Source organism: Arthrobacter sp. MDB1-55 (assembly GCF_059092925.1).
The window spans coordinates 563020-586893 of record NZ_JBNHID010000002.1; the positions used below are offsets into that span (position 1 = coordinate 563020).

General features: G+C 64.2%; 25 protein-coding genes. 16 read left to right on the forward strand and 9 right to left on the reverse strand.

Features of this window, described 5'->3' with window-relative positions; all coding sequences use genetic code 11:
* Positions 1–8: 8 nt before the first annotated feature.
* Positions 9–1550, reverse strand: coding sequence for an MFS transporter (locus tag AC5RU3_RS09945; RefSeq protein WP_309123959.1), 1542 nt, complete (start codon positions 1548–1550; stop codon positions 9–11).
* Between the two features lie 64 nt (positions 1551–1614).
* Between AC5RU3_RS09945 and AC5RU3_RS09950 the strand changes: the two genes are divergently transcribed.
* The 4 genes from AC5RU3_RS09950 to AC5RU3_RS09965 are packed head-to-tail and all read left to right on the forward strand — an operon-like array spanning position 1615 to position 3679.
* The gene (locus tag AC5RU3_RS09950) at positions 1615–2172 is read left to right on the forward strand and encodes a TetR/AcrR family transcriptional regulator (protein WP_309071037.1); all 558 of its coding nucleotides are present in this window, start codon (positions 1615–1617) and stop codon (positions 2170–2172) included.
* 51 nt (positions 2173–2223) lie between these two features.
* Positions 2224–2763 (forward strand): dihydrofolate reductase family protein, encoded by a 540-nt coding sequence (locus AC5RU3_RS09955; RefSeq protein WP_309123960.1) that lies wholly within the window; start codon positions 2224–2226, stop codon positions 2761–2763.
* A 56-nt stretch (positions 2764–2819) separates the two neighbouring features.
* On the forward strand, positions 2820–3152 hold the full coding sequence (locus AC5RU3_RS09960; RefSeq protein WP_493965409.1) for an ArsR/SmtB family transcription factor: 333 nt from the start codon (positions 2820–2822) through the stop codon (positions 3150–3152).
* A gap of 26 nt (positions 3153–3178) precedes the next feature.
* Positions 3179–3679 carry an SRPBCC family protein gene (locus AC5RU3_RS09965; RefSeq protein WP_309071034.1) on the forward strand — a complete coding sequence of 167 codons (501 nt, stop codon included), beginning with the start codon at positions 3179–3181 and terminating at the stop codon, positions 3677–3679.
* Positions 3680–3832: 153 nt separating this feature from the next.
* On the opposite strand, the gene AC5RU3_RS09970 is transcribed toward AC5RU3_RS09965, so the two are convergent.
* From AC5RU3_RS09970 to AC5RU3_RS09985, 4 genes are read right to left on the reverse strand one after another with little or no spacing between them, the layout of a single operon-like run.
* On the reverse strand, positions 3833–4225 hold the full coding sequence (locus AC5RU3_RS09970) for a universal stress protein (RefSeq protein ID WP_309071033.1): 393 nt from the start codon (positions 4223–4225) through the stop codon (positions 3833–3835).
* Complete coding sequence (locus AC5RU3_RS09975; protein ID WP_309071032.1) at positions 4222–5781, reverse strand: tripartite tricarboxylate transporter permease; 1560 nt, start codon at positions 5779–5781, stop codon at positions 4222–4224. The genes AC5RU3_RS09970 and AC5RU3_RS09975 overlap by 4 nt, the downstream gene beginning before the upstream one ends.
* The gene (locus AC5RU3_RS09980; RefSeq protein WP_309071031.1) at positions 5774–6322 is read right to left on the reverse strand and encodes a tripartite tricarboxylate transporter TctB family protein; all 549 of its coding nucleotides are present in this window, start codon (positions 6320–6322) and stop codon (positions 5774–5776) included. The genes AC5RU3_RS09975 and AC5RU3_RS09980 overlap by 8 nt, the downstream gene beginning before the upstream one ends.
* A 5-nt stretch (positions 6323–6327) precedes the next feature.
* A complete protein-coding gene (locus tag AC5RU3_RS09985) occupies positions 6328–7323 on the reverse strand; it encodes a Bug family tripartite tricarboxylate transporter substrate binding protein (protein WP_493965410.1) in 996 nt (331 codons plus the stop codon).
* Between the two features lie 175 nt (positions 7324–7498).
* On the opposite strand from AC5RU3_RS09985, the gene AC5RU3_RS09990 reads away from it, so the two are divergent.
* The 6 genes from AC5RU3_RS09990 to AC5RU3_RS10015 all read left to right on the forward strand — a co-directional run bounded on the left by AC5RU3_RS09990 (position 7499) and on the right by AC5RU3_RS10015 (position 13165).
* Positions 7499–9097, forward strand: coding sequence for a sensor histidine kinase (locus AC5RU3_RS09990; protein WP_458116049.1), 1599 nt, complete (start codon positions 7499–7501; stop codon positions 9095–9097).
* Positions 9094–9819, forward strand: a complete 726-nt coding sequence (locus AC5RU3_RS09995; protein ID WP_493965411.1) for a response regulator — start codon at positions 9094–9096, stop codon at positions 9817–9819. The genes AC5RU3_RS09990 and AC5RU3_RS09995 overlap by 4 nt, the downstream gene beginning before the upstream one ends.
* Positions 9820–9898: 79 nt before the next feature.
* Positions 9899–11365, forward strand: coding sequence for a cryptochrome/photolyase family protein (locus tag AC5RU3_RS10000; protein WP_493965412.1), 1467 nt, complete (start codon positions 9899–9901; stop codon positions 11363–11365).
* Positions 11366–11481: 116 nt separating this feature from the next.
* Positions 11482–11727 carry a hypothetical protein gene (locus tag AC5RU3_RS10005; RefSeq protein WP_309071026.1) on the forward strand — a complete coding sequence of 82 codons (246 nt, stop codon included), beginning with the start codon at positions 11482–11484 and terminating at the stop codon, positions 11725–11727.
* Between the two features lie 2 nt (positions 11728–11729).
* A complete protein-coding gene (locus tag AC5RU3_RS10010; RefSeq protein ID WP_493965413.1) occupies positions 11730–12641 on the forward strand; it encodes an FHA domain-containing protein in 912 nt (303 codons plus the stop codon).
* A gap of 2 nt (positions 12642–12643) precedes the next feature.
* Positions 12644–13165, forward strand: a complete 522-nt coding sequence (locus AC5RU3_RS10015) for a 2'-5' RNA ligase family protein (RefSeq protein ID WP_493965414.1) — start codon at positions 12644–12646, stop codon at positions 13163–13165.
* On the opposite strand, the gene AC5RU3_RS10020 is transcribed toward AC5RU3_RS10015, so the two are convergent.
* Together AC5RU3_RS10020 and purB are read right to left on the reverse strand one after the other, a co-directional pair.
* Positions 13154–14074, reverse strand: a complete 921-nt coding sequence (locus AC5RU3_RS10020; protein WP_493965415.1) for an AEC family transporter — start codon at positions 14072–14074, stop codon at positions 13154–13156. The genes AC5RU3_RS10015 and AC5RU3_RS10020 overlap by 12 nt on opposite strands.
* Before the next feature lie 29 nt (positions 14075–14103).
* Positions 14104–15543, reverse strand: a complete 1440-nt coding sequence (purB, locus tag AC5RU3_RS10025) for an adenylosuccinate lyase (RefSeq protein ID WP_493965416.1) — start codon at positions 15541–15543, stop codon at positions 14104–14106.
* A 164-nt stretch (positions 15544–15707) separates the two neighbouring features.
* On the opposite strand from purB, the gene AC5RU3_RS10030 reads away from it, so the two are divergent.
* The gene (locus AC5RU3_RS10030) at positions 15708–16001 is read left to right on the forward strand and encodes an SgrR family transcriptional regulator (protein ID WP_309124165.1); all 294 of its coding nucleotides are present in this window, start codon (positions 15708–15710) and stop codon (positions 15999–16001) included.
* Positions 15998–17239, forward strand: a complete 1242-nt coding sequence (locus AC5RU3_RS10035; protein WP_493965417.1) for a hypothetical protein — start codon at positions 15998–16000, stop codon at positions 17237–17239. Before AC5RU3_RS10030 ends, AC5RU3_RS10035 begins: the two co-directional genes overlap by 4 nt.
* Here AC5RU3_RS10035 and AC5RU3_RS10040 read toward each other — a convergent pair.
* A complete protein-coding gene (locus AC5RU3_RS10040; protein ID WP_493965418.1) occupies positions 17201–17605 on the reverse strand; it encodes a phage holin family protein in 405 nt (134 codons plus the stop codon). The genes AC5RU3_RS10035 and AC5RU3_RS10040 overlap by 39 nt on opposite strands.
* Before the next feature lie 104 nt (positions 17606–17709).
* Between AC5RU3_RS10040 and AC5RU3_RS10045 the strand changes: the two genes are divergently transcribed.
* The 4 genes from AC5RU3_RS10045 to AC5RU3_RS10060 all read left to right on the forward strand — a co-directional run bounded on the left by AC5RU3_RS10045 (position 17710) and on the right by AC5RU3_RS10060 (position 22522).
* Complete coding sequence (locus AC5RU3_RS10045; protein WP_309071018.1) at positions 17710–18861, forward strand: histidinol-phosphate transaminase; 1152 nt, start codon at positions 17710–17712, stop codon at positions 18859–18861.
* Between the two features lie 109 nt (positions 18862–18970).
* On the forward strand, positions 18971–20143 hold the full coding sequence (gene pdhA / locus AC5RU3_RS10050) for a pyruvate dehydrogenase (acetyl-transferring) E1 component subunit alpha (protein ID WP_309071017.1): 1173 nt from the start codon (positions 18971–18973) through the stop codon (positions 20141–20143).
* The gene (locus tag AC5RU3_RS10055; RefSeq protein WP_493965419.1) at positions 20143–21117 is read left to right on the forward strand and encodes an alpha-ketoacid dehydrogenase subunit beta; all 975 of its coding nucleotides are present in this window, start codon (positions 20143–20145) and stop codon (positions 21115–21117) included. Before pdhA ends, AC5RU3_RS10055 begins: the two co-directional genes overlap by 1 nt.
* A 10-nt stretch (positions 21118–21127) precedes the next feature.
* Positions 21128–22522 (forward strand): dihydrolipoamide acetyltransferase family protein, encoded by a 1395-nt coding sequence (locus tag AC5RU3_RS10060; RefSeq protein WP_493965420.1) that lies wholly within the window; start codon positions 21128–21130, stop codon positions 22520–22522.
* Positions 22523–22566: 44 nt separating this feature from the next.
* On the opposite strand, the gene AC5RU3_RS10065 is transcribed toward AC5RU3_RS10060, so the two are convergent.
* Entirely contained in the window at positions 22567–23868 is a 1302-nt protein-coding gene (locus AC5RU3_RS10065; RefSeq protein WP_493965421.1) for an aminotransferase-like domain-containing protein, read from the reverse strand.
* Positions 23869–23874 lie beyond the last annotated feature (6 nt).

Sequence of the window (23874 nt, forward strand, 5' to 3'; positions counted from 1 at the left end):
TATGAGCATTATGCGGACGGCTTGCGAAGGCTCCAGAAAGCCAGTCCGGCGGCCGCAACCATGAGCGCAGCGCCGATGCCGGAGGTAATCACGACGCCGCTGTCGAACGCGTGGAATGCGGACTCAAGCAGGGCAGACCCGGAGCCGGCGGGCAGTTCCGACGCAACGTTGATCGCGCCGCCCAGCGTCTCTGCCGCCGTCGTGCCCTGTGCGGCGGTGAGGCCGGCGGGAAGCACGAGGTGCTCCTGGTAAGAAGCCAGCAGGACGCTGCCAAGGAGCGCCGTGCCGAAGACGGAGCCTACTTCGTAGGCCGTCTCGGAAATCGCTGACGCGGCTCCGGCCTTCGCGGCGGGCACGCTGGACAGGATGAGGTCATTGGATACCGTCTCCGATGCCCCCACTCCGGCGCCGAGCAGGACGAAGGCTGCGAGCAGCAGTCCCACCGATCCGTCCTGGCTCGCGACCGCCACCAGCACGTAGGCGCTCGCGGAGAGCAGCAGCGCGGTCGGGACGACCACGTGCGGCGAAATATGGCGGACCACGGGAACCACTGTGAGCCCCGCGATGATCGTTGTGATGAGGCCGGGCATCAGCACTATGCCGGCGTCCAGCGGGCTGAGTCCCACGACCAGCTGCAGATGCTGAGAAACAAAGTAGAGGAAGCCAACCAGCGAGAAGATCGCGAGCAGATTCACCAGGACAGCGCCCGTAAAAGGCCGGACGGTGAAGAGCCGCACATCCAGCATCGGATTTCCGCGCTTCAGCTGCCGCCGCACGAAGGTGACGCCGGCTGCAAAACCAACGACGACGGCGGCAGCCGCTACCGCAGTGAACCCATCTTTGGCGAATGACTTGATGGCAAAGACGATGGGCAGCATGGTGCCGATGGACAGCGCGATACTGACGTAGTCCACCCGTCCGGGGTTGGGGTCAGCAGACTCGGGCACCAGCAGCGGGGTGACTGCGAGCAGGACCATCAGAACGGGGACAGCAAGCAGGAAGACCGATCCCCACCAGAAGTGCTCGAGCAGGACACCACCGACAAGCGGTCCCAGCGCTGCACCGGCAGAGAAGCCCGCGGCCCACACCGCAACGGCAAGGCGCCGCTGGTTGCGGTCGAGGAAGATGTTGCGGATCAGGGAAAGCGTCGAGGGCATCAGCATTGCGCCGAAGACACCCAGCCCCACGCGGGCCGCCACGAGCAGTTCGGCTGTCGGCGCAAAGGCCGCAGCTACCGAGAACACCGCAAAGCCGGTCGCGCCGATCATGAGGAGGCGGCGACGTCCGAATCGATCACCGAAGCTGCCCATCGCGACCAGCAGGCCGGCCAGAACCAACGGGTAGCTGTCGATGATCCATAGCAGGGTTGTACCGCTCGTATTGAAGGCCAGCGAGATCTCCGGCATGGCGAAGCTCAATACGGTATTGTCCACGGCCACCAGCAGGACCGGCAGCATGAGCGCGGCAAGGGCAAGCCACTCCCGGCGTCCGGCATGAGGGGATTCGACCGTTGGGGAAGCAACCGTCGAGGCAGGGGTGTACTGGGTCATGGGTTCCACGCTATACCGTCCAGCCGGTACAGTAAAGCTCCCAGGGTTCAGTATGATGAACGTCATGGCAACTGCCCGCGAGCGCATTCTCGACAGCTTCGAACACATCCTCATCAGCGAAGGTGAGCGCAGCGCCACGATGGAATCGGTGGCTGCTGCCGCCGACGTTTCCAAGGGCGGCCTGCTCTATCACTTCCGGTCCAAGGAAGCCTTGGTCGATGGACTGGCCGACCGGCTTGTCGGACTTGTCGCACGAGACCGGGAGGCGATGGCCGCCGATCCGGAGGGGCCCGCGCGCTATTACGTCCGCACCTCGATGTATGAAAACAGCCCCTTGGACCGGGCCCTGATTGCGATGGCCCGCCTGGCCCAGCAGGGACACGCCAAGGCGCAGGCCACCTTCACGCTCATTCAGGAGCAGTGGCTCGGGGCGCTTGAGGCGGAGCTCGGCAGTCGCGGTGTCGCGCGCGCAGTGAAGCTGCTCGGCGACGGTCTGTATTACGACGCCGCCTTTTTCGCGGGTGCGAGCTCCGAGAAACAAAGCGGCGAGGAGCTGCAGGATGTTCTCGCGATCGTGGACTTGATCGTCCGCGAGGGTGCACAGGCGCAGCGGAAGGGCTGATTTCCGGAATTACAGGGTCCCGATTGCCTGGCCCTGGTCTACGATGCTGCCATGACTCAGCGGGAGTGGTCCGGGCATGTATTCATTGGAATGAGCGTCGACGGCATGATCGCCAGGGCTGACGACAGCCTCGACTGGCTGATGGGCGAATCCGCCGGCGGGGCTGACGACCCCAGCGACTCGGGCTTCAACGAGTTCATGGCTTCGGTCGACCACCTGGTCATGGGAAGAAGCACGTATGACGTGGTCCGGGGGATGGGCGAATGGTTCTACGGTGAAACCCCTGTGTTCGTGCTGAGTACGACCCTGCAGGCAGAGGACCCGCGTATCCGTGTCGCGCGTTCCCTCGAGGAAGTCACCGCAATGCTTGACGACGACGGCGCCCGTAACGTCTATGTCGACGGCGGCAGGACTGTGCGCTCTTTCCTGGCTGCCGGCATGATCAGCACCCTCACGCTCACGCGGCTCCCGATACTCATCGGTGAAGGCAAGCCGCTCTTCGGTGCGGTGCCCTCCGATGTGCGCCTGCGGCTTGACGACGTGAAGACCTTCGACGGCGGCGCGGTGCAGACCCGCTACACGGTGCTCTGAACCGCCGTCGACATACTTCTTGACGAGGTCACAGCCCGGGCGTAATCTACAACCAAATGGTTGTAGATCAGCTTTCAGATTCCGAAGTGGACCTCTTGTTCCACGCTCTCGCGGACAGCACCCGCCGCAGCATTGTGGTCCGTGCCATCGGCGAGGAGCATTCCGTTTCGGCCCTGGCTGCCCACTACGCCATGAGCTTCGCGGCAGTACAGAAACACGTAGCGGTGCTCGAGCGCGCAGCGTTGGTCACCAAGGAGAAACGTGGAAGGGAGCAAATCGTGCGGGCTAACCCGGAAGCCATCAGGAGAGCCCGTCAACTGCTGGACGAGTACGAAAAGATCTGGCGTCAGCGGGTCGACCGGATAACAGACATCCTCGCAGAGGACTAGAAGCCAACTCAGGAAAGGGCAACATCATGGGCATCATCAGCACCGACAGGGACCTTGAGGCTCTCAGCTTCACGCTCGTCGCGGAGTTCGACGCCGCCGTCGGACGCGTCTGGCAGATCTGGGAAGATCCCCGCCAGCTCGAGCGCTGGTGGGGTCCGCCCACCTGGCCGGCCACGTTCGAGAAGCATGACTTCCGCCAGGGAGGTTCGGCGAGCTACTACATGACCGGTCCCGAAGGTGAGGTCAGCAGGGGCTGGTGGAAGTTCACCGCCGTGGAAGCGCCCAGCCGCCTTGAATTTGACGACGGCTTCGCGGACGAGTCGGGAGCGCCGGTGGACGCGATGGGCGAGACCCATGCCGTTGTCACCCTGCAGGAGGTGGAGGCCGGCCGCACCCGGATGACCGTCACATCGAGCTTCGAGAGCGCCGACCAGCTCCAGCAGATGCTTGAGATGGGCATGGAAGAGGGCATGAAGCAGGCGATGGGCCAGATCGACGGCATCCTCGCCGAGCGGGCCAGCGTCTAGCGAACCCTGTCTCCCAAGCAACAACGCAGTCCCGCAGGCAACGACGCCGCCTCACAAGCGGGCAGTAAGGAGGCCCCCGGCATGTCGGTCAGGACACACCGGGGGCCCCTCTGCGTACGCGGTCAGACCTGCACGTCACGAGCCGGGGAATGCTCAGCCCTTCACGGCCAGCACGTTGCACGCCGCGCCGAGCAGGATCGACTGTGCGGTCGATCCCATGATGAGCTTGCCGACAGGAGTGCGGTGACGCAGCCCGATGACGATCAGTTCAGCCGCATTGCGTTCTGCCGCCTCGAGCACGTCCTCGGCCGCGGTGTCCTTGGAGGTGCCGTGATGGACGGTGAAGTCCACACCGGATTCCTGGAGCGTGACCTGCAGGCGTGACATGTCGTCGTCGTCGGCGAAGGCCGGATCCACGAGGCGGTCGGCACGAGTGGTATTGACCACCACCAGCTTCGCTCCACGCTGACGGGCTTCGCGCACCGCAGCGTTCGCTGCGGCGTCGCCCAACGCGTTCGGGACGTAACCCAGCACTACGGCACTCATTTTCCGCCTTCTTTCTGTTCAACGACTGCTACCGGTGTGGGGTCGACCACCTCGGACTCCATGGCTTTCTGGCGCTTCTTGAGCCAGAAGGAAAGGGCGAAGATGACGATCAGGACAATGTAGATCGTCGCAGCTATCGGCGTGCTCACCAGGGCAATCGGATCACCCTGCGAGATGGCCAGCGAGCGTCGCAGCTGGTCCTCGAAGATCGGGCCGAGAATGATGCCGACCACCAGTGGGGCAATCGGGTAGCCGTAGCGGCGCATGAAGAACCCCAGAACGCCGACCACGAGCAGCACGAACACATCCACCGGAGTGAAGTTCACCGAGAAGGCGCCCATCGCGGCGAACACGAGGATTCCGGAGTAGAGGTAGGGCCGGGGAATCTGCAGGATCTTCACCCAGATGCCGACGAGCGGCAGGTTCAGGACCAACAGCATCAGGTTGCCTACGTACAGACTCGCGATCAGCGCCCACACCAGTGCGCCCTCAACCTCGAACAGGAGGGGTCCGGGCTGGATGTTGTAACGCTGGAAAGCGACGAGCATCATGGCGGCGGTTGCCGTCGTCGGAATGCCGAGGGTCAGCAGCGGGACGAGGACGCCGGCTGCGGCTGCGTTGTTGGCCGACTCAGGACCGGCGACACCCTCGATCGCTCCCTTGCCGAACTGCTTCCGCCGCTCACCCTTCGCGAGTTTCCGCTCGGAGGCGTAGGAAAGGAATGTCGCGACGTCGGCGCCGCCGGCGGGGATGGTTCCCACCGGGAAACCGATGAAGGTGCCGCGAAGCCACGGCTTCCACGAACGCTTCCAGTCCTCCTTGCGCATCCAGCTCGTCCAGCGTCCGGCCACCGGGATGACCTTCACGGGACCGTGACGGAGCCGGGAGGCCACGTACAGCGCCTCGCCCACGGCGAAGAGCGCCACTGCAACGAGCACCACGTCGATACCGTCCGCAAGGAACGGGTTCCCGAAGGTGTACCGCTGCTGTGCGGTGAGTGCATCGACGCCGATCAGGGCGATGAAGAGACCAAGCCCAAGCGACGCGAGGCCACGCAGTACCGAGGAACCCAGGAGCGCGCCGACAGTCAGGAACGCGACAATCATCAGCGCCACGTATTCGGTGGGGCCGATCTGGACGGCGAATTCCGCGACGTAGGGTGCAACGAAGCTCAGCAGCACAGTGGCTACCGTGCCGGCGATGAAGGAGCCGATTGCCGCCGTCGCCAGCGCCGCCGCACCCCGGCCGGCCTTCGCCATCTTGTTGCCCTCGAGGGCCGTGACAATGGACGCCGATTCACCGGGAGTGTTCAGGAGGATGGAAGTTGTTGAACCGCCGTACATGCCGCCGTAGTAGATGCCCGCGAAGACGATGATCGCCGCCGTCGGGTCCAGGCTGTAGGTGATCGGCATGAGCAACGCCACGGTCATGGCGGGGCCGATGCCCGGCAGGACGCCGACGGCGGTGCCGACGAGCACGCCGCCCAACGCGTACAGCAGGTAGATTGGCTGCATCGCGACGCTGAAGCCTTCCATCAGCGCGAGGAAGTTATCCATTGAAGATCTCCACCCCTTCCAGGAGGAATCCCGGCGGCAGCGAGACTCCCAGGAGTCCCGCGAACACGAACTGAAGGATCAGCGCAAGAACGATCGCGATGATTGCGTTGCGCCACCACGGCTTCGCACCGAGCGACCAGGCAGATCCGAAGAACAGCACCGCTGCCGCGACTGGCCAGCCGAGGGGGACGATGAGCGCGATGTGAACAGCAAGGAAGCCGACGAGCTTGCCGACGGTCAGCCAGTCGGTCTTGACGTCGGGATCAATGTCCTCGCCTTCCTCGGCTGCGCCGGTGTGACCGCGGAGCAGCTGGATGATCAGGCCGATCCCGATCGCCACCATGATCCCCGAGACGAGGTAGGGGAAGACCCGGGGGCCGACGACGCCGGCCGATGGTGGGATCGGAATGCCGGCGCCGGCAACGAAACCGACAATGCCGATGCAGACGATGAGTCCGGCGAAGACCAGTTCGCCGACGGGCCGGGAGGGCGCGGCGTTGGTACCGCGCCCTCCCGACGTCCCGTTGAGTGAAGTGCTCATCGCTGTTACAGCAGACCGATCTCGGTGAGCGTGGTCTTGACGGCTGCGATGTCTTCGGTCAGGAAGGCCTCGAATTCCTCACCGGCGAGGAAGGCGTCGGACCAGGCGTTCGTTTCCAGCGTGGTCTTCCAGGCTTCCGTTTCCGCCATCTCGGTCACGAGTTCGGTGAGCTCGGCGGCCTTGGCCTCATCGATGTTGCCCGGTGCCACGACGCCGCGCCAGTTGGTCAGCACGAGGTCGACGCCCTCATCCGTCAGGGTCGGAACGTCGGGCAGCTGGGTAGCGGGCTCCTCGCCCGAAACGGCCAGCGCGCGCAATTCGCCCGCCTTGACCTGCTCGGCGTACTCGCCGACACCGGAGATGCCTGCGGACACCTTGTTGCCGAGCAGCGCCGCGAGGGATTCACCGCCGCCGGAGTACGGGATGTAGTTGAGGTTGTCGGGGCTGATGCCGGCTTCCTTCAGCATCTGACCCGCGAGGATGTGATCCGCGCCGCCAGCTGAACCGCCGGTGATGGAAACTCCCTGGCCGTCCTTCTCGATCGCGGAAAGGAGGTCATCGATGGTCTGGAAAGGTGAGTCCGCCGGTACGACGACGACCAGAGGCTCCTCCGTCAGCCGTGCAATGGGTGTGGTGTCCTCAATGCGGGTCTGGGCAGCGTTGGTCTCGACCGCGCCAACCATGACGTAGCCCATGACCATCAGCGTGTCCGGGTTCTGCTCGGTGGCAAGCTGGGCGAGCCCATTGGTGCCGCCGGCGCCGCCCACGTTGACGACCGATGCGTTGCCCACGAGGTCGTTCTCCTGGAGATCCTTCTGCATCGCGCGGCCGGTCTGGTCCCAGCCGCCGCCCGGGTCAGCAGGAACGATGATGTTGAGGCGGTCGATGCCTGCCTCTGCCTCTCCTCCGCCGGACGTGCTGCCGCAGGCGGACAGGGCAAGAACCGATGCGCCGATGACGCCTACAGTCGACAAGCGCCTCATTGTGCTTTCGAGCTTCATGGATTTTTCCTTCCTCAAGTGTGATGCGCCTCACCACACGTTTCCGGTTCATCGTAGGTTCGGGCAGGTGTGACGGAAATAATGCGGTCACAACGTGCGTAGTGGTCTTTGTGGTCACACTGGAGGCGGGGGTCACTACACCCGATCGTGGGAGAATGAAAGCATGATCCGGTCAATGTCGCTTAGATCACAACTGTTCTTCCTGCAGTTGCTGATTGTGCTGATCATCGTCCTGGTCGCGGGAACGGTGGCCGTGCGGATGCAGGAGCAGCAGATCCGCGACGCCTACCAGGGCCGCATGGTCGGCGTGGCCCAGTCCATCGCACAACTGCCATCCGTCGTCGACGCGTTCGACGACGAGGACCCCAGCGCGGTCATCCAGCCGATTGCTGAGCTCACCACACAGGCCACGGGAGTCACCTACGTCGTGGTGACAGACGACGTCGGCATACGCTACTCCCACCCGAATCCGGACATGATCGGCCGCATGGTATCCACTGATCCCTCCGTACCACTTTCGGGTGAAACGTTCATCGGCACCCAGACCGGAACGCTTGGGGAGTCCTGGCGCGTGAAGGTGCCCATCCGCGGTGCGGATGGCTCCGTCATCGGCACCGCCTCCGTCGGCACGCTGGAATCGACGCTCGCCGCCGACCTGCAGGAGGACCTGCCCGTGCTGCTCGCCTGGCTGGTGGCGGCCGCGCTCGTCGGAACCGCCGGTTCAATCTGGATTTCCCGGCTCATCTGGCGCCGTATCTACCGCCTGGAACCTGAGGAAATCGCTGTGCTCCTCGAAACCCGTGATGCAATGCTTCACGGAATCGGCGAAGGGGTAGTGGCGGTCGACGAACGTGGACGGTTGGCCGTGCTCAATGACGAGGCAAAGCGATTGCTCGACCTTGGGGATGAAGCGATCGGCAGCCCTGCCGACTCCGTACTCGAACCGGCTCTGGCGCAGATGTTCGGAGCCGCCGGTGATGCCGATGAAACCGTCCTTGTGGGAGAACGGGTGCTGCTCGCCCGCTCAAGTGACGCCGTCGTCGATGGGCGGCGGGTCGGCAGCGTCCTGGTGTTGCGCGACCGCACGGAACTGCACCAGCTCCTGCTGGATCTCGACGGCGCACGGGATGTCACGCAGGCGCTTCGCAGCCAGGCGCACGAGTTCGCCAACAAGATGCATGTTATCTCAGGTCTTCTGGAGCTTGGCCGTACGGAGAAGGCGGTCGACTTCATTTCCCGATCCGGCCACGGCGGCTCGGTGGTATCCGGTGATGTGTCACCGGGCGTCAGCGACCCGGATACCGCTAGCCTTCTGATGGCCAAAACCACAATCTGCGCGGAGAAGGGCATTTCACTGATCGTCGATGAATCGTCAACTTTCGAACCAGACGGCACCACTGATCCGGTGACGGTACTCGGCAATCTCATCGACAACGCGGTTGACGCAGTGGGCTCCAACGGAACCATTCACGTCGAACTGACCTCTCACGCCAAGGGCTGCATCATCGCAGTGTCCGATGACGGCCCCGGCATCCCCGAAAGTCTTCGGGCGCAGGTCTTCACCTCCGGGTTTTCCACCAAGGAGTCCGCGGGGGCCGCGTCACGCGGGTTCGGCCTCGCACTGGTGCAGAGAGTGGCGGAGCGCCGTGCAGGATCGGTGACGGTCGACGAGTCGGTGCTGGGCGGAGCCCACGTCCTTGTGACCCTCGGCCCAGTGTCTGCTCCGTTCGACGGGGCACAGCGGCAGGGGTCCCACGGGGTGCTGACCCCGTGAACCTCATTCGTACGCTGGTCGTCGACGACGATCACGAGATCGCCGGTGTGCACTCAGGGTTCCTCCTCGCGCACGGAGGGTTCGACGTCGTCGGCGTAGCGAAGTCAGGGGGCGAGGCGCTCGAGATGGTCCGGGAGCTGAGGCCGGAACTGATGCTGCTCGACATCCACCTGCCCGATATGTCCGGCATCGAGGTACTCCGTGCCGCTCGCAACCTGCCCGGGGATCCGGTGGACATCATCGCGATCACCGCCGCCAGGGAACTGGAAACGGTCCGTGCCGCAATGGCGGGCGGAGTGCTGCATTACCTCGTGAAGCCCTTCAATTCGAAGGTCCTGATGCAGCGCCTGGACGACTACGTCCGCCACCGCGCGAACATTGTGGAACACAGCTCGATCTCAGCCGGCCCTCTCAATCAGGAGCACATCGACCGCCTGCTTGCGACGGCGCCGCGCGGAGTCGGCTCCGGCGTTTCGCCGGCCGTCCTGACCGCCACGCTGCCCAAGGGCCTCTCCCAGCCCACCCTCGAGGCCGTGGTTGGTGCGCTCCGCTCGTCCGGCGTCGGCTTCTCCGCGTCCGAGGTGGCGGCACAACTGGGCCTCGCCAGGGTGAGCGCCCGCAGGTATCTCGAATATCTCGTGACAAAGGGCAACGCCCGGATTGTCCCGAAGTACGGGGCGGCGGGCAGGCCGGAGAAGTTCTATGTCTGGACGGGCAACTGACGGGGTGCCGTGAGGCACAGGTACAGCTGGGGCGCCCCGTTACGGTAGCCGTTCCCGACAGTGGTACTACTGTGTGCACATGCACGCCCAGCTGATCTTTCCGCACCAGCTTTTCGAGGAGCACCTCGCCGCCCCGGCCTCGCGGCGCTTCATCCTGGTGGAGGACGACCTCTTCTTCCGCCAGTACCGGTTCCATGTGCAGAAGCTGGTCCTGCACCGGGCGAGCATGCGCGCATTCGCGCGGCGTCTCCGGGAATCCGGGCGAGCAGTCGAGTATGTGGAGACGGATGCTTCCGGGTCCAGCCAGGCGGCGCTCGCAGAGGTGCTGGAGCGGATCGGTGCGACGTCCTGCAGCTATTACGACGTCGTCGACGACTGGCTGTCGCAACGTCTCACCCGGACTCTCCGACGATTATCGATCGAGGCAACTGTCGAGGACACGCCGGCGTTCCTGTGCACCAGGGCGGACCTGAGTCAGTACTTCACCCACAGCGGCTGGCGGATGCAGAACTTCTACGAATGGCAAAGGAAGCGGCTGGGCATCCTCCTTGACGCCGACGGCGGACCGACCGGCGGCCGGTGGAGCTTTGACACGGACAACCGGAAGAAACTGCCGAAGAAGCTGATGGTCCCTGCCCTCCCCACCTTCAACCACGCGAACGACGACGGCGTCACCTCCGCCCGCAGTTGGGTGCGCACGGCCTTCCCCGACAATCCCGGCAGTGCCGACGGGTTCAACTGGCCGGTCACGCACCATGACGCCGCCGACGCCCTGGAGACCTTCCTGACCGAGCGCTTCGAGCTGTTCGGACCCTACGAGGACGCCATAGCGGAGAATCAGTCCTTCCTCTTCCACTCCGCGCTCAGCTCCAGTCTGAACACCGGGCTGCTGAAGCCGGCCGACGTCGTCGACATTGTTCTTGATTTCGCGGAGCGGCACGGCACGCCGATCGCCAGCGTTGAGGGGTTCATCCGCCAGATCATCGGGTGGCGTGAATACATGCGGGCTTCGTACGTCGTGCATGGCAGGCGCGTAAGAGGCAGCAATTATCTTGGGGTGTCCCGGCGGATGGAGCGCTCCTGGTATGACGGCAGTACGGGGATTGAACCGGTGGACACCGTCATCCGCCGCGTCCTCGCCACCGGTTACGCCCACCATATCGAGCGGCTGATGGTGCTTGGGAACGCCGCACTACTGCTCCGCCTGCATCCCGATGACGTGTACGAGTGGTTCATGACCATGTTCATCGACGCCTACGACTGGGTCATGGTGCCCAATGTATACGCGATGAGCCAGTTCGCTGCAGGAAACGCCATCATCACCAAGCCCTACGTCAGCGGCAGCAATTACCTGCGGAAGATGAGTGATCTGCGGCCGGGAGGGTGGGAATCGGTGTGGAACGCGCTGTATTGGCAGTTCGTCGCCGATTACCGTGAGCTGCTGATCAGGAACCCGCGGTCCAGCATGAGCGTGCGGTTGCTGGATCGCATGGATGATGCCCGCCGCGAGGAGCTTTCCCTTGAGGCGCAGAGGTGGCTGGCTTGACGGAGACGGTCCCGGCGAACGGGTTCACAGCGGGGGGTGGAACGATTAGGCTCAGGGTTGTCAGGTCAGGCGGGTAGAGGGCGCCGGACAGAGTCGAATAAGTACAGGAATTCGCCATGTCTGAGAACACCTCTGTTGAAAACAACCGCAGTATCCGCGACTGGGCCGACCTCGCTGAGGAGATGTGGTCCTATCTCACCGGTAAAGGCGCAGCCGTCAACTACAGCTTCATCGATATGACCATCGAGGTCCCCCGGGACATCGGACCGGATGCGCCGCGCGCAACCTGGAAGTTGAACGGCACCGTGCGGGTCACCACAAGTGACAACGACGCGCCGGGTTCCGACACCCACCGGCGCTGATCGTGGCACCGCGTGTCCGTCTGGACATCGACCTGACCCTGTCCCGTTACCAGAACGACGACGACGGCACGCCGCAGGCGCTCAACGGCACCGTGAGTGCCGCCGGCTCAGAGGTCACCATCTACTGTGACGATCCAGCTGCAGCAGGAGGCGGCCGGGGTTTCCCCTCACTGGCCGGCGTGCGGCAACTGGCAGCGGGCCTTGCAGACCAGGGTTTGACGGTGACGATCGCCGGGCCCAGCGGAAGGCTGGTCAGTATCGGGAAGGTGGAAACCTCCATGGCTCAGCGCCTCATGACGCGATCGCCGCATATCCGCGCGGGATCCATCGCGGCGCTGGCGCCCCTCATCAGGGGAGCGAACTGGCAGCAGGGATCGAGCGCGCCGCTGCTGCCGCCGTCGACCCCGTTTCCCCTGGTGCCCACCGTGAACCGCCGCATCCGACGGGTGGTGACCACCACCCACCACACGCCGGGCAGCGGACGGCCACGGCTCATCTTTGTTCAGGATTCCGACACCTGGAACGGCCAGATTCCGCGGGAGGTGAACCTGGTCGGGGAGAAGCTGGTCATCGGCGGTTCACCGGAGGCGGATCTGGTGCTCGACGGGCTGGAACCCGTTCATGCGACAGTGGAACACAACGCCGACGACGAGTACGTCCTGATCCCTCACGGACCGGTGCGCGGCAGCGTCAAGCCTGACGGGCCATCGATCCTGAGGACCGGCGCGCGCGTGCAGCTTGGCGGCTGGTGCCTCGCCTTCTTCCGCGAGGAGTATGCCGACCACGGCAGGCCTTTCGGGGGACGCAGCGGGGGCGAGTTGGCCTATCAGCGACCGCAGTACGATCCCCGGACGGGCACGGTGGAGGAAGACGGCTCAATGGGTGTCGGTGACTACCGGCAGAATCCGCACTAACCATGGACAGCGTGGAGCTCCTCCTCGATGATCCCGGGGAGGAGCACCTCCTCTCCGACTGGGACGCGCTCAGGCGTGCCGGCCTGCCCTCACAGGCCAGCCACACCGCCGCGTCAAACCGCCCTCACATCACCCTGCTGGCCGCTCCACGCATCCCGGGCGAGCACGACACCGCGCTGGCCTCAATCGCCCAGGCGTTGCCGCTGCCCATCCACATCGCGGGGCTCGTGCTTTTTCGAACCGGGCGCGGGCAGGTGCTGGCGCGCCTCGGCGTCGTGAGCGGCGCACTTCTGGAACTGCATAGGGCAGTGCATGACACCCTCATGGACATTCCGGGTGTTGCCGGAAACTGTGTGCCGGACCGGTGGGTACCGCACATCACGCTTGCTCGGGGAATGGACGCGGGCCAGGTCGCCCAGGCAACTGACCTTTTACCTGCCCTCAACGGACAGCTCCTGCTCACCACACTGCGGCGCTGGGACAGCCACGAAAAGACGACGACGGAGCTGGCCTTACGCCAGTAGCGCGGTCACGATGATGAGCGAGGGGACCGCCAGCGCGGAGGTCAGCACCACTACGTCGCGCGCGATCGGGACTCCGCGGTTGTAGCGGCTGGCGAAGAGGAACGTGTTCTGTGCGGTGGGCAGGGCGGACATGACGACTGCCCCGAAGAGCAGCTCGTCCTCCAGGCCGAAGGCGAAGCGGGCCAGCACGTAGGTGATGACCGGCATGAACGCGGTTTTGATGAGCGTAGCCACGATGACTTCGGTCCGTACTCCCGGCGCCCCGAGGGGGCGGCTTCCACGCAGGGACATACCGAACGCGAGCAGGACCAGCGGCACTGCCGCTCCGCCGAGGAGGACGAGCGGTTCATAGACCGGCTCCGGAATGTCCAAACCGGTAAGCGCAACCAGCACCCCGAGGATGGACGCGATGATCATCGGGTTTCGCACCGGTTGGCTGGCGATTCGGGCGAAGGACGCCTTGCCACCCGAGGAAATGTCCAGAAACGCGAGGTAGAAGGGAACGAGGATGAGCAGCTGCACCAGGAGGACAGGCGCTACGGGCGTGGCATCTCCGAGGGCGTAGACGGCTATGGGGATGCCGATGTTATTTGCATTGACGAATGACCCGGTCATCGCGCCGACCGCCGTTTCTGCTGCCCTCCGCCGGAACCAAAGCCGGCTCAGCAGGACGTAGAGCAGGGCAGAGGCCACCGAGGCCAGCAGGGCGACCGGCGCGTAAGCCGAGAACACGGCCTGCAGGTCAGCCGTCGCGAGGATGGTGAAGAGCAGTGCCGGGTTGGTGATGAAGAACGCCGTCCGGCTGAGTACCTGGCCGGCGTCGCGTCCTGCAAGTTCGTACCTCCCGGCAAGATAGCCGACAAAAATGACCACGCCCACGATGGCAAAGCCGATCAACACCCCCGCCATCGCCGGCCCCTATCCCTGAGTAAGACTGTTTAGCGGAGGTGATCCACGAGGGCATCCGCGATGCCTGTGTAGGTTCCCGGGGTCAGTGCCAGTAGGCGTTCCTGTGCTTCAGCGGAGAGACCGAGCCCAAGCACGAACTCACGCATCCGCTCCGCATCCACGCGCTGCCCGCGCGTGAGGTCCTTCAACCGCTCGTAGGGGTCTTCCATGCCGGGGGTCCCGGCGATTGCCTCTGCCCGCATCACCATCTGGATTGCTTCACCCAGTACCTCCCAGTTGGTGTCGAGGTCCGCGGCCAGGACCGATTCCGCGACATCCAATCGCTCAAGGCCCTTCGCCACATTGGAGATTGCCAGCAGGGAATGGCCGAAGGCCACACCGATGTTCCGTTGGGACGAGGAGTCGGTCAGGTCACGCTGCCACCGGGAGGTCACAAGGGTGGACGCCAGGACATCAAGGAGCGAGCAGGAAATTTCCAGGTTGGCTTCGGCGTTCTCGAACCGGATGGGGTTCACCTTGTGCGGCATGGTCGAGGACCCGGTGGCTCCCGCAACCGGCACCTGCGCGAAGTATCCTATCGAGATGTAACTCCACACGTCTGTGCAGAAGTTGTGGAGGATGCGGTTGAACCGCGCGACGTCGGCGTACAGCTCCGCCTGCCAGTCGTGGGACTCGATCTGGGTGGTGAGGGGGTTCCAGGTCAGGCCCAGTCCCTCCACAAATTCCCGGGCGATGCTCTGCCAGTCGGCTTCGGGTGCCGAGGCAACGTGTGCGGAGAACGTACCGGTAGCACCATTGATCTTGCCCAGGTACTCGGTGCGGCGGATGCGCTCAAGCTGCCGCTCCAGACGGTGCGCCACAACCGCCAATTCCTTGCCCAGAGTGGTGGGGGTCGCCGGTTGCCCATGGGTGCGCGAGAGCATCGGGACGGACCGGGATTCCTCAGCCATCGCTTTGACCTGCTGCACGAGGGAGGCTGCGGCCGGAAGCCAGATTTCTTCCACCGCGCCTTTTACACCGAGCGCGTAGGACAGGTTGTTGATGTCCTCCGAGGTGCACCCGAAGTGGACCAGCGGCTTGAGGCGGGCGATGCCGATGCCTTCGAGTCGGCTCCCGATGAAGTATTCCACGGCCTTGACGTCATGGACGGTGACCCGCTCGATCTCCGCAAGTTCACTGACTGCACTTCCGTCGAACGTGCTGACGATTTCCCGCAGGGCTGCTTCCTGTTCGCCGGTGAGCGGAGCTGCGCCCGGCAGCACGCTCTTGCGGGTGAGGTGAATCAGCCACTCCACCTCCACGTGCACGCGGTCCCGGTTCAGCGCCGCCTCGGAGAGATAGTCGACCAGCGGAGCAACGGCTGGACGGTACCGTCCGTCAAGCGGTCCCAGTGCGATGGGGACCTGGCTGTCTCCCTGGTGGATTGAAACGGACGCAAGGGTGACCCGGGATGAAGGAGTGTGCGGCATGTAGCCAATCATTCCATGAGCGGGGACTTCCGCCCCATGCGTGACGACCCTCCACAACGGCCGGATGCAGGCGAGATGTCCACATACCGCCTGGGCGGTGGTCGGAGGCAGTCCGGCTGAACCTACCGTTTTGGGCAGTACATCAAACTCAAGGAGGGGAAGGCATGTATCGGAGCCCGACGTCGGGGCTCGCTCATGAGCAGGAGCCTTCGGAGGTGGTTCGCGACTTGGCGAGACAGTTACGCGTGCAGGCGGAAGCGATTGACCTGGTGCTGAGACGGCTGAGGGCAGCAGAACACCTCGATTGGGAGTCTCCGGCCGGCCGTAACTTCCGGTCATTGCTTGGGGAGCGCACCACCTCCCTCGTTGTGACAACTGCCCGCCTGCGGGAGGCTGCGGTATCGATGGACGCCTACGGAAGCGCACTGCAGTTGGTTCTGAACGGCTCCCAGGTATGACCGCGGGGCACAACCTTGCACCGGTTCACAACCCGCCCGATGTCGACGGCGTTGCCAAGGTGATCGGAGGGGTGGGCGGCATCCGATTCCAGTGGGAGGAGCTGGAAGCCGGCGCGCGGATCGTCACTGACGCAGCCAAGGACCTGGAGGGAGTGTGGAGGGATATCAAACAGGTGGAGTTGGGGCTGTCGGTCGCACGAATGGGCAATGACCTCATGTCACCCGGTATGCCCGTTGCACTTGGCGCTTCTGCCGCGGAGGAGATTCAGACGGTCCTTCAAAAGCTCGCAGAGGGCAGCTCCAACTTGGAGGAAACAGCAGGCAGAATCAGAAGGAGCCGGCTGGCTTATGAGTTGGCTGAAATCGCCACGAGGGACCACCTAAGCCACGCAGCCGCCCAGCTTCTTCCCTCCGCACCGTACGCATCAACGCCGCTGACCCTGCAGCGGACGGGGAGCGATTCGGTCGTGTTGCAAGGATCGGTCGAGGGTTTGCTGTCGCAGGTTCCTCATGCCGCAGCTGAGCCCGGGTCTGCCTTCGAAGTCCTGGAAGTGCAAGGAAAATCTGAACCGACGTATGTCGTGGTCATTCCGGGGACGGAGATGCGGAGTCCCGAACTTCCCTTCGGTCCGGGGGGAGTCGTTGAAGCGAAGTTGGCTGACAGCGAATACGTGGGTGCTGCTGTCGCGAGCGCGCTTGAGGAAGTTGGTGCCGAGGAAGGCGCCCATGTAGTGCTTGTCGGTTACAGCCAGGGAGGAATGCATGCTGTGAATCTGGCGAACAGCGGGCGAGTGGGAGACCACTACTCGGTTGAATTTGTTCTGACGGCAGGCTCACCCATTGCTGAGGAGGACGTGCCGACGGGGACCACCTTCCTTCACCTGGCTCACGAGAAGGATCACATTCCGGCTCTCAATCTGGTTCCCGTCGCGGACAGGCCCAACCAGGTGTCGGTGGTGCTCGACCACCAGCTGAAGCACGGGGAAGGCGCGCACAAAATCGACAGTTACCGGCAGGGTGCGCAGGCCGTGGACCTGAGCTCTCACCCGTCCATCGCTCCGGTCACGGCTGCTCTCGGCACTGTTGTGGCGGGAGGGGTTGCCAAGCGACACGTCTTCCAGCTGACCCGTTCACCGTTCACCGGCGCGCAGCCGGCTTCACCGAAGGAGCCTGTCAGCGAACCCCGGATGAGGGAAGGCTCAGCGCCTCGTGCCGGCGATCGTCCCGGCCACAAGTGAGACCGAACTGATGATGATCGCTCCCAGTATGGCGGTCCAGAAGAAGTCATCGACGACGAAATCAATCGGGGTGAGCGAGGTAAGCCACGAGGCCAGCATGAGCATGCCCGCGTTGATGATGATCGTGAACAGGCCGAGGGTGATGATCGTCAGCGGAAGCGAGAGAAGCGAAACCACCGGCCGAACGAGCGCATTGACCAGACCGAACACCAGACCCACGAAGAGATAGGACACAACACTTGTCACGGTGCCGTTGCCGGACACCTCAGAGCTGGCTTCAGCACCCAGTTCTATGCCGGGAAGTAACCACGCTGCCACCCACAGAGCGAGCGCATTGATAAGGACTCTCACGATGAACCTGAGCATTTACTCATGCTGTCATACGAGGTGCCCAAATCCCGTGGTCGAATGAAAGTTCCCGCTGCTCAGGTCCGGCCCCTGTGCGACTGCCTCCCAGTACGCTTGTGCACATGAGCGCACCAGAAAACCACGCCGATGTTGCCGCGGAAGAGGTAACACGCATTCACCCCCGGAGCGTACTGGGCCGTCTTCCCCGTTACGCAGCCGGCAAACCGCCGGTAGTTGTGGAAGGCCTGGAGAGCTACAAGCTCTCCTCGAACGAGAACCCTCTGCCGCCGTTGCCCGCGGTGCTGGAAGCCATCTCCGGGCAAACGCAGGTGAACCGTTACCCGGACCCCATGACAACAACCCTCCGCACCGAACTCGGCGGGTTCCTTGGAGTTCCGCCTGAAGACATTGTGACCGGGGCAGGAAGCCTCGGCGCGCTTAACCAGATACTCGCTGCCTTCGCGGGTCAAAATGACTACGACGCTCCCGACGAGGTCATCTACCCATGGCGATCCTTCGAGGCTTACCCCATCTGTGTGGGGCTGGCTGGAGCCATGAGTGTCCGGGTTCCACTACTCCCGGACTCTTCGCACGACCTTGACGCCATGGCAGCTGCAATCACAGACCGAACCCGGGTCATCCTGCTCTGCACGCCCAATAATCCGACAGGCCCTGCGCTCACGGAACAGGAAGTACGGAGTTTCCTCGAGCGCGTTCCGTCAAACGTCGTCGTGGTTCTGGATGAGGCGTACGTGGAGTTCGTCCGGAAAGCCGGAGCAGTTGATGGAATTCAGCTGTACCGCGACTATCCCAACGTCATTGTCCTTCGTACGTTCTCCAAGGCCCACGGCCTGGCGGGGCTGCGCGTGGGGTATTCCATCTCCCAGCCGGAGCTCACGGAGCACCTCCGTGTCAGCGCTACGCCCTTCGCAGTTTCGCAGATCGCCGAGCACGCAGCGGTCACCTCGCTACGCCACATCGATGAGGTCAGGGAGCGGGTGCAGGCCCTCGTCGACGAGCGAACCCGCGTAACCTCACGGTTGAAGGAGCTGGGGTGGCACATTCCGGAAGCGGAAGGTAACTTCCTCTGGCTCGCACTGGGCGAACAGACCCCGGAGTTCGCTGCGCTCGCTGAACAGCATGCGCTCTCCGTTCGAGCTTTCGGGACCGAAGGCATCCGGGTGAGCATCGGAGAACCCGAGGCAAACTCGCGGTTCCTGGAGCTCTGTGCCGGATATCCCAGCGGTCCGCGTGTCCTGACCGTTCATAAATAGGCGGCAGGCGTTGTCCTCGTTACTCTAGGTAGACTGCTGCATGCACTGTAGTGCATGAACATGCCGAAAGTATACTGCCCACGGAATATTACCTGCGAGGAACCAGAGTATGGCAACACCCCGCCTGCCTGCAGCCGAGTTCGATGCAGAGGATCAGCTCGACGCGCGCCACCTCCCCGAGCACCCGACCGACCCGTCAGGGATGGTCCAGATGCTCACGCCCGAAGGCGAGCTGAAAGACTCTCCTTTTCGAGGCTATGCGCCTGCGGACGATGAACTGGCCGCGCTCTACCGGGACATGTACCTGATCCGTCGATTCGATCAGGAAGCGACTGCGCTGCAGCGCCAGGGCGAGCTTGCCCTCTGGGTACCCATGCGTGGCCAGGAGGGCGCGCAGATTGGTTCGGCCCGAGCCATGCAATCGCAGGATTACGCCTTCCCGACCTACCGCGAGCATGGCGTTGCCGTCGCACGCGGGGTTGCGCACGCGGATCTGCTCAAACTGTTCAGGGGTGTCACCAATGGAGGCTGGGATCCGAAGGACTCCAACTTCCACCTCTACACCCTGGTGCTTGCCGCCCAATGTCTGCATGCGGTCGGCTACGCGATGGGAATGCAGCGGGACCAACTCGTGGATCAGGCCCTCCCCAAGGCAGCTACGGTTGCCTACTTCGGGGACGGTGCAAGCTCCGAGGGAGACGTCCATGAATCGATGGTTTTCGCAGCGTCGTTCAATGCACCGGTGGTCTTCTTCTGCCAGAACAACCACTGGGCGATCTCCGTGCCGACCGAGGTTCAATCGCGTGTACCGCTTGCTCACCGCGCGCATGGGTACGGCTTCCCCGGGATCCGCGTGGATGGGAATGACGTCCTGGCGGTGCAGGCGGTGACCCGATGGGCGCTCGACCGCGCCCGTAACGGGGGAGGACCCGTCCTGATCGAGGCCTTCACCTACCGAATGAGCGCACACACCACGGCGGATGACCCAACCAAGTACCGGCTCGCCGCCGAGGAAGAGCAGTGGGTGGCGCGCGATCCGCTGACCCGCGTCGAGGAACGCCTGCGCGCTACGGGCACGGGAGACGATTTCTTCAAGGAGCTCGAGGAGGAAGCGAAAGGTCTCGCCGGAAAGCTCCGGGCGGCCGTCCTGTCCATGGAAGCACCCGGGCTGGAACACCGCTTCGCCACTACCTACGCGGAAGCGCACCCGCTCATCCAGGAGGAACTGCAGGCCTGGAAGGACTATGAAGCCGGATTCGACGTCGAGGGAGGTTCGCGCTGATGCCCGTCATGACCATAGCTAAGGCAATCAACGAGGGTCTTCGAGCTGCGCTTAGCGCCCACCCCACTTCACTGTTGATGGGCGAGGACATCGGTGACCTCGGGGGCGTCTATCGCGTCACCGAGGGCCTGAAGGCCCAGTTCGGGCGGGACCGCGTTGTGGATACCCCGCTCGCCGAGTCCGGGATCATTGGGACGGCCATCGGGCTTGCGCTGCGTGGCTACCGCCCAATCTGCGAGATCCAGTTCGACGGGTTTGTCTTCCCGGCCTTCAACCAGATCACCACCCAGCTCGCCAAGATCCACGCTCGCAGCGATGGTCTCCTCACGGCGCCGGTCGTCATCCGGATTCCTTACGGCGGCGGTATCGGCAGCGTTGAGCACCACTCCGAGTCGCCCGAAGCCCTTTTCGCACACACGGCGGGCCTTCGGATCATCACACCGTCCAACCCACACGACGCGTACTGGATGATCCAGCAGGCGGTCACCTGTGCGGATCCAGTGATCGTCCTTGAACCCAAGCGCCGCTACTGGCTGAAGGGTGAAGTGGACGTGTCGGCAGTGCCGGCGAGTCCATTCCAGGCCGAGGTCCTCCGTGAGGGAACCGACGCCACCATCGTCGCGTACGGTCCTCTGGTTCCCGTTGCCCTCGCTGCAGCCAACGCTGCCGCCGAGGACGGCTCGAGCATTGAGGTCATCGACCTGCGGTCTATCTCGCCGATTGACTTCGACACGGTGACAGCGTCCGTGCTCAAGACCGGCCGGCTGCTGATCGCGCATGAAGCGCCGACCTTCGGCGGCATCGGCGGAGAGATCGCAGCCCGGATCACCGAGCGTGCCTTCCTGTCCCTCGAAGCGCCGGTCACGCGGGTCGGTGGCTTCCACCTGCCCTATCCCACGGCGCGCACCGAAGAGCACTACCTGCCGGATCTCGACCGTATCCTGCATTCGCTCGACACAGTCCTCGCCTACTAGAAGGATTCCCATGACGCTGAACACCTTCAACCTCCCCGATGTGGGCGAGGGTCTGACGGAAGCCGAAATTGTCCGCTGGCAGGTCCAGCCCGGCGCAACTGTTGCCGTCAATGACGTGATCGTGGAGATCGAAACCGCCAAGTCGCTGGTTGAGCTTCCCTCTCCTTACGCCGGTGTGGTCGCTGAACTCCTTGTTCAGGAGGGGGAGACCGTTGAGGTGGGAACCCCCATCATCTCGGTCTCCGACGTTCCGCTGGAGAATTCCGGCAAGACGGGAGAGCCACCATCCGCCGCACATGTGCCCGGCGAGCTCGTCACGCCGCCCGCGGCGCCAGCAACATCGACGGATACCAGCGCGCCGCTGGTGGGAACCGGGCCGAAGGCCGACTCCTCCCGACGCAGGCCCCGCGCCGGCCGTCCCAGCCCTGTTGCCGCCCAGACAACGACGACGGCGCCCGCTCCCGCTCCAGCGCAGGTTCCCGCTGCGCAGCTGGCCTACGCTCCGCCGACGACCTCGGGCGCAGTGCGTCGGGCGCTCGCGAAGCCGCCCGTGCGCAAGGCCGCCCGCGACCTCGGCATCGACCTGGCCGATGTGCCCGCCACCGGCGGGTCCGGCGAAGTCACCAAGCAGGACCTCCTCAGCTATCAGGCGCAACGGGATGCCGAGCAGGACCACGCGCCGTCGTTCTGGGGTGCAGCCAGCCGCCCGCAGGACGAGCGGGTGGAACGGATTCCAGTGAAGGGCGTACGCAAGGCCACCGCCCGCGCGATGGTGGAGAGTGCCTTCTCCGCACCGCACGTGAGCATCTTCGTGGATGTCGACGCCTCCCGGACCATGGAGTTTGTGAAGCGACTCAAGGCTTCGCGCGACTTCGAGGGCATCAAGGTATCGCCGCTGCTGATCCTCGCGAAGGCCGTGATCTGGGCAGCAGCGCGTAATCCGTCAGTCAATGCCACCTGGACTGATCAGGAGATCCTGGTCAAGCACTTCATGAACCTCGGCATCGCGGCCGCCACACCGCGCGGGCTCATGGTGCCCAACATCAAGGACGCCCAGGACCTCTCGCTCAAGGAGTTGGCCGTAGCGCTCAACGAGCTCGCCCTGCGCGCCCGCGCAGGAAAGACCCAACCCGCGGAAATGCAGGGTGGAACGCTCACCGTCACCAACATCGGCGCGCTGGGCATCGATACCGGAACCCCGATCATCAACCCGGGTGAGGTGGCGATTGTGGCGTTCGGCACCATCAAGCAGAAGCCCTGGGTGCTCGACGGCGAGGTCATACCTCGCTGGATCACTACCCTCGGCGGCTCCTTCGATCACCGCGTGGTCGATGGTGACCTGAGCGCGCGGTTCATGGCCGACGTCGCCTCCATCCTTGAGGAACCGGCCCTGCTGCTCGACTGACGTGCATGGCCGGCAGCACCGGCGGACCGATCGGCCGCTGGTGCTCAGGCCTTGACGGAGTTGCTTTCGATCGCAGCCTTCAGGATCGGGGCCAGGCGGCGTATGCCCTCCTCGATCTCCTCCGGAGAGACTGCGCTGAAGGCGAGGCGCAGTTTGTTGGACGGTTCGTCCGACGGTGTGAAGGCGGCGCCCGGAATGAAGACGACGCCGGCGTCGATCGCCTGGTAGAGCAGCGGGTAGGTGTCTACTCCTTCGGGAAGGGTGACCCACACGAAGAAGCCTCCGTCCGGCGTCGTCCAACTGACGCCCTCCGGGAGGTGCTCGGCGAGGGCCTTCAGCATGGTGGAGCACCGCTCACTGTAGAGGGAGCGGGTGGTGGAGAGGTGCCCTTGCCAGTCGTAGTCGCTCAGGTAAGCGGAGACAAGCATCTGGGTCAGCGGCGCCGGACAGAGCACCACTGCCTCACACGCCAGGTAGAACCGCCGGTGCAGGTGGCGCGGAACAAGCGCCCAGCCAAGGCGTACCCCGGGCGCGAAAATCTTCGAGAATGAGCCGAGGTAGATGACGTCGTCGGGGTTGTCCGCCCGCATGGGCGGCAGGGGATGACCATCGAAGCGGAGCAGGCCGTAGGGGTTGTCTTCGAGAATGAGAATGTTGTTGGCCCTGCAGATCTCGACGATGCGTTGACGCCGGTCTGCAGCGAGCGTGATGCCGCTGGGATTGTTGAAGCTGGGGATGGTGTACAGCAGCTTGATGCGACGACCCTCGGCGAGGAGATCCGCGATGCGCTGCTCCAGCTTCTCCGGCACCAGCCCCTTGTCATCCATCTCGATGGCCTGCACGTCCACCTGGTAAGCCTCGAAGGTGTTGAGCGCGCCCACGTAGGTGGGGTCTTCACAGAGGATCACGTCACCGGGATCACAGAAGACCTTGGCGGCGACGTCCTGGGCAGACTGGGAGCCGGTTGTCACGACGATGTCGGCCGGGTCCGCGTCCATGATCCCTTCCGCGGCCATCACGTCGCAGATGTGCTGCCGGAGCTGCTCCATCCCCTGACCGCCGCCGTATTGCAGGGCCTCAAGTCCGTGCTCGGAGATGATCCGCCCGGCCGTCTCGCCCAGGGCATCCAAGGGCAGCGACTTCAGGTAGGGGCTGCCGCCGGCGAGTGAGACCAGCCCTGGACGGATGGAGATATCGAAGACGTCGCGGACCGCGGACTGCTTGATGTTGGCGGCTCGTTCCGAGAATAGGTGCTCGTGCCGGTGAGCCGACTCGACCGCCCGTTCGAGGGCTACCTCCGTTTCGGCAGGCAGCAGCGTCGAGTTCAGTTCATCCTGGGAAGTCACGCGTCG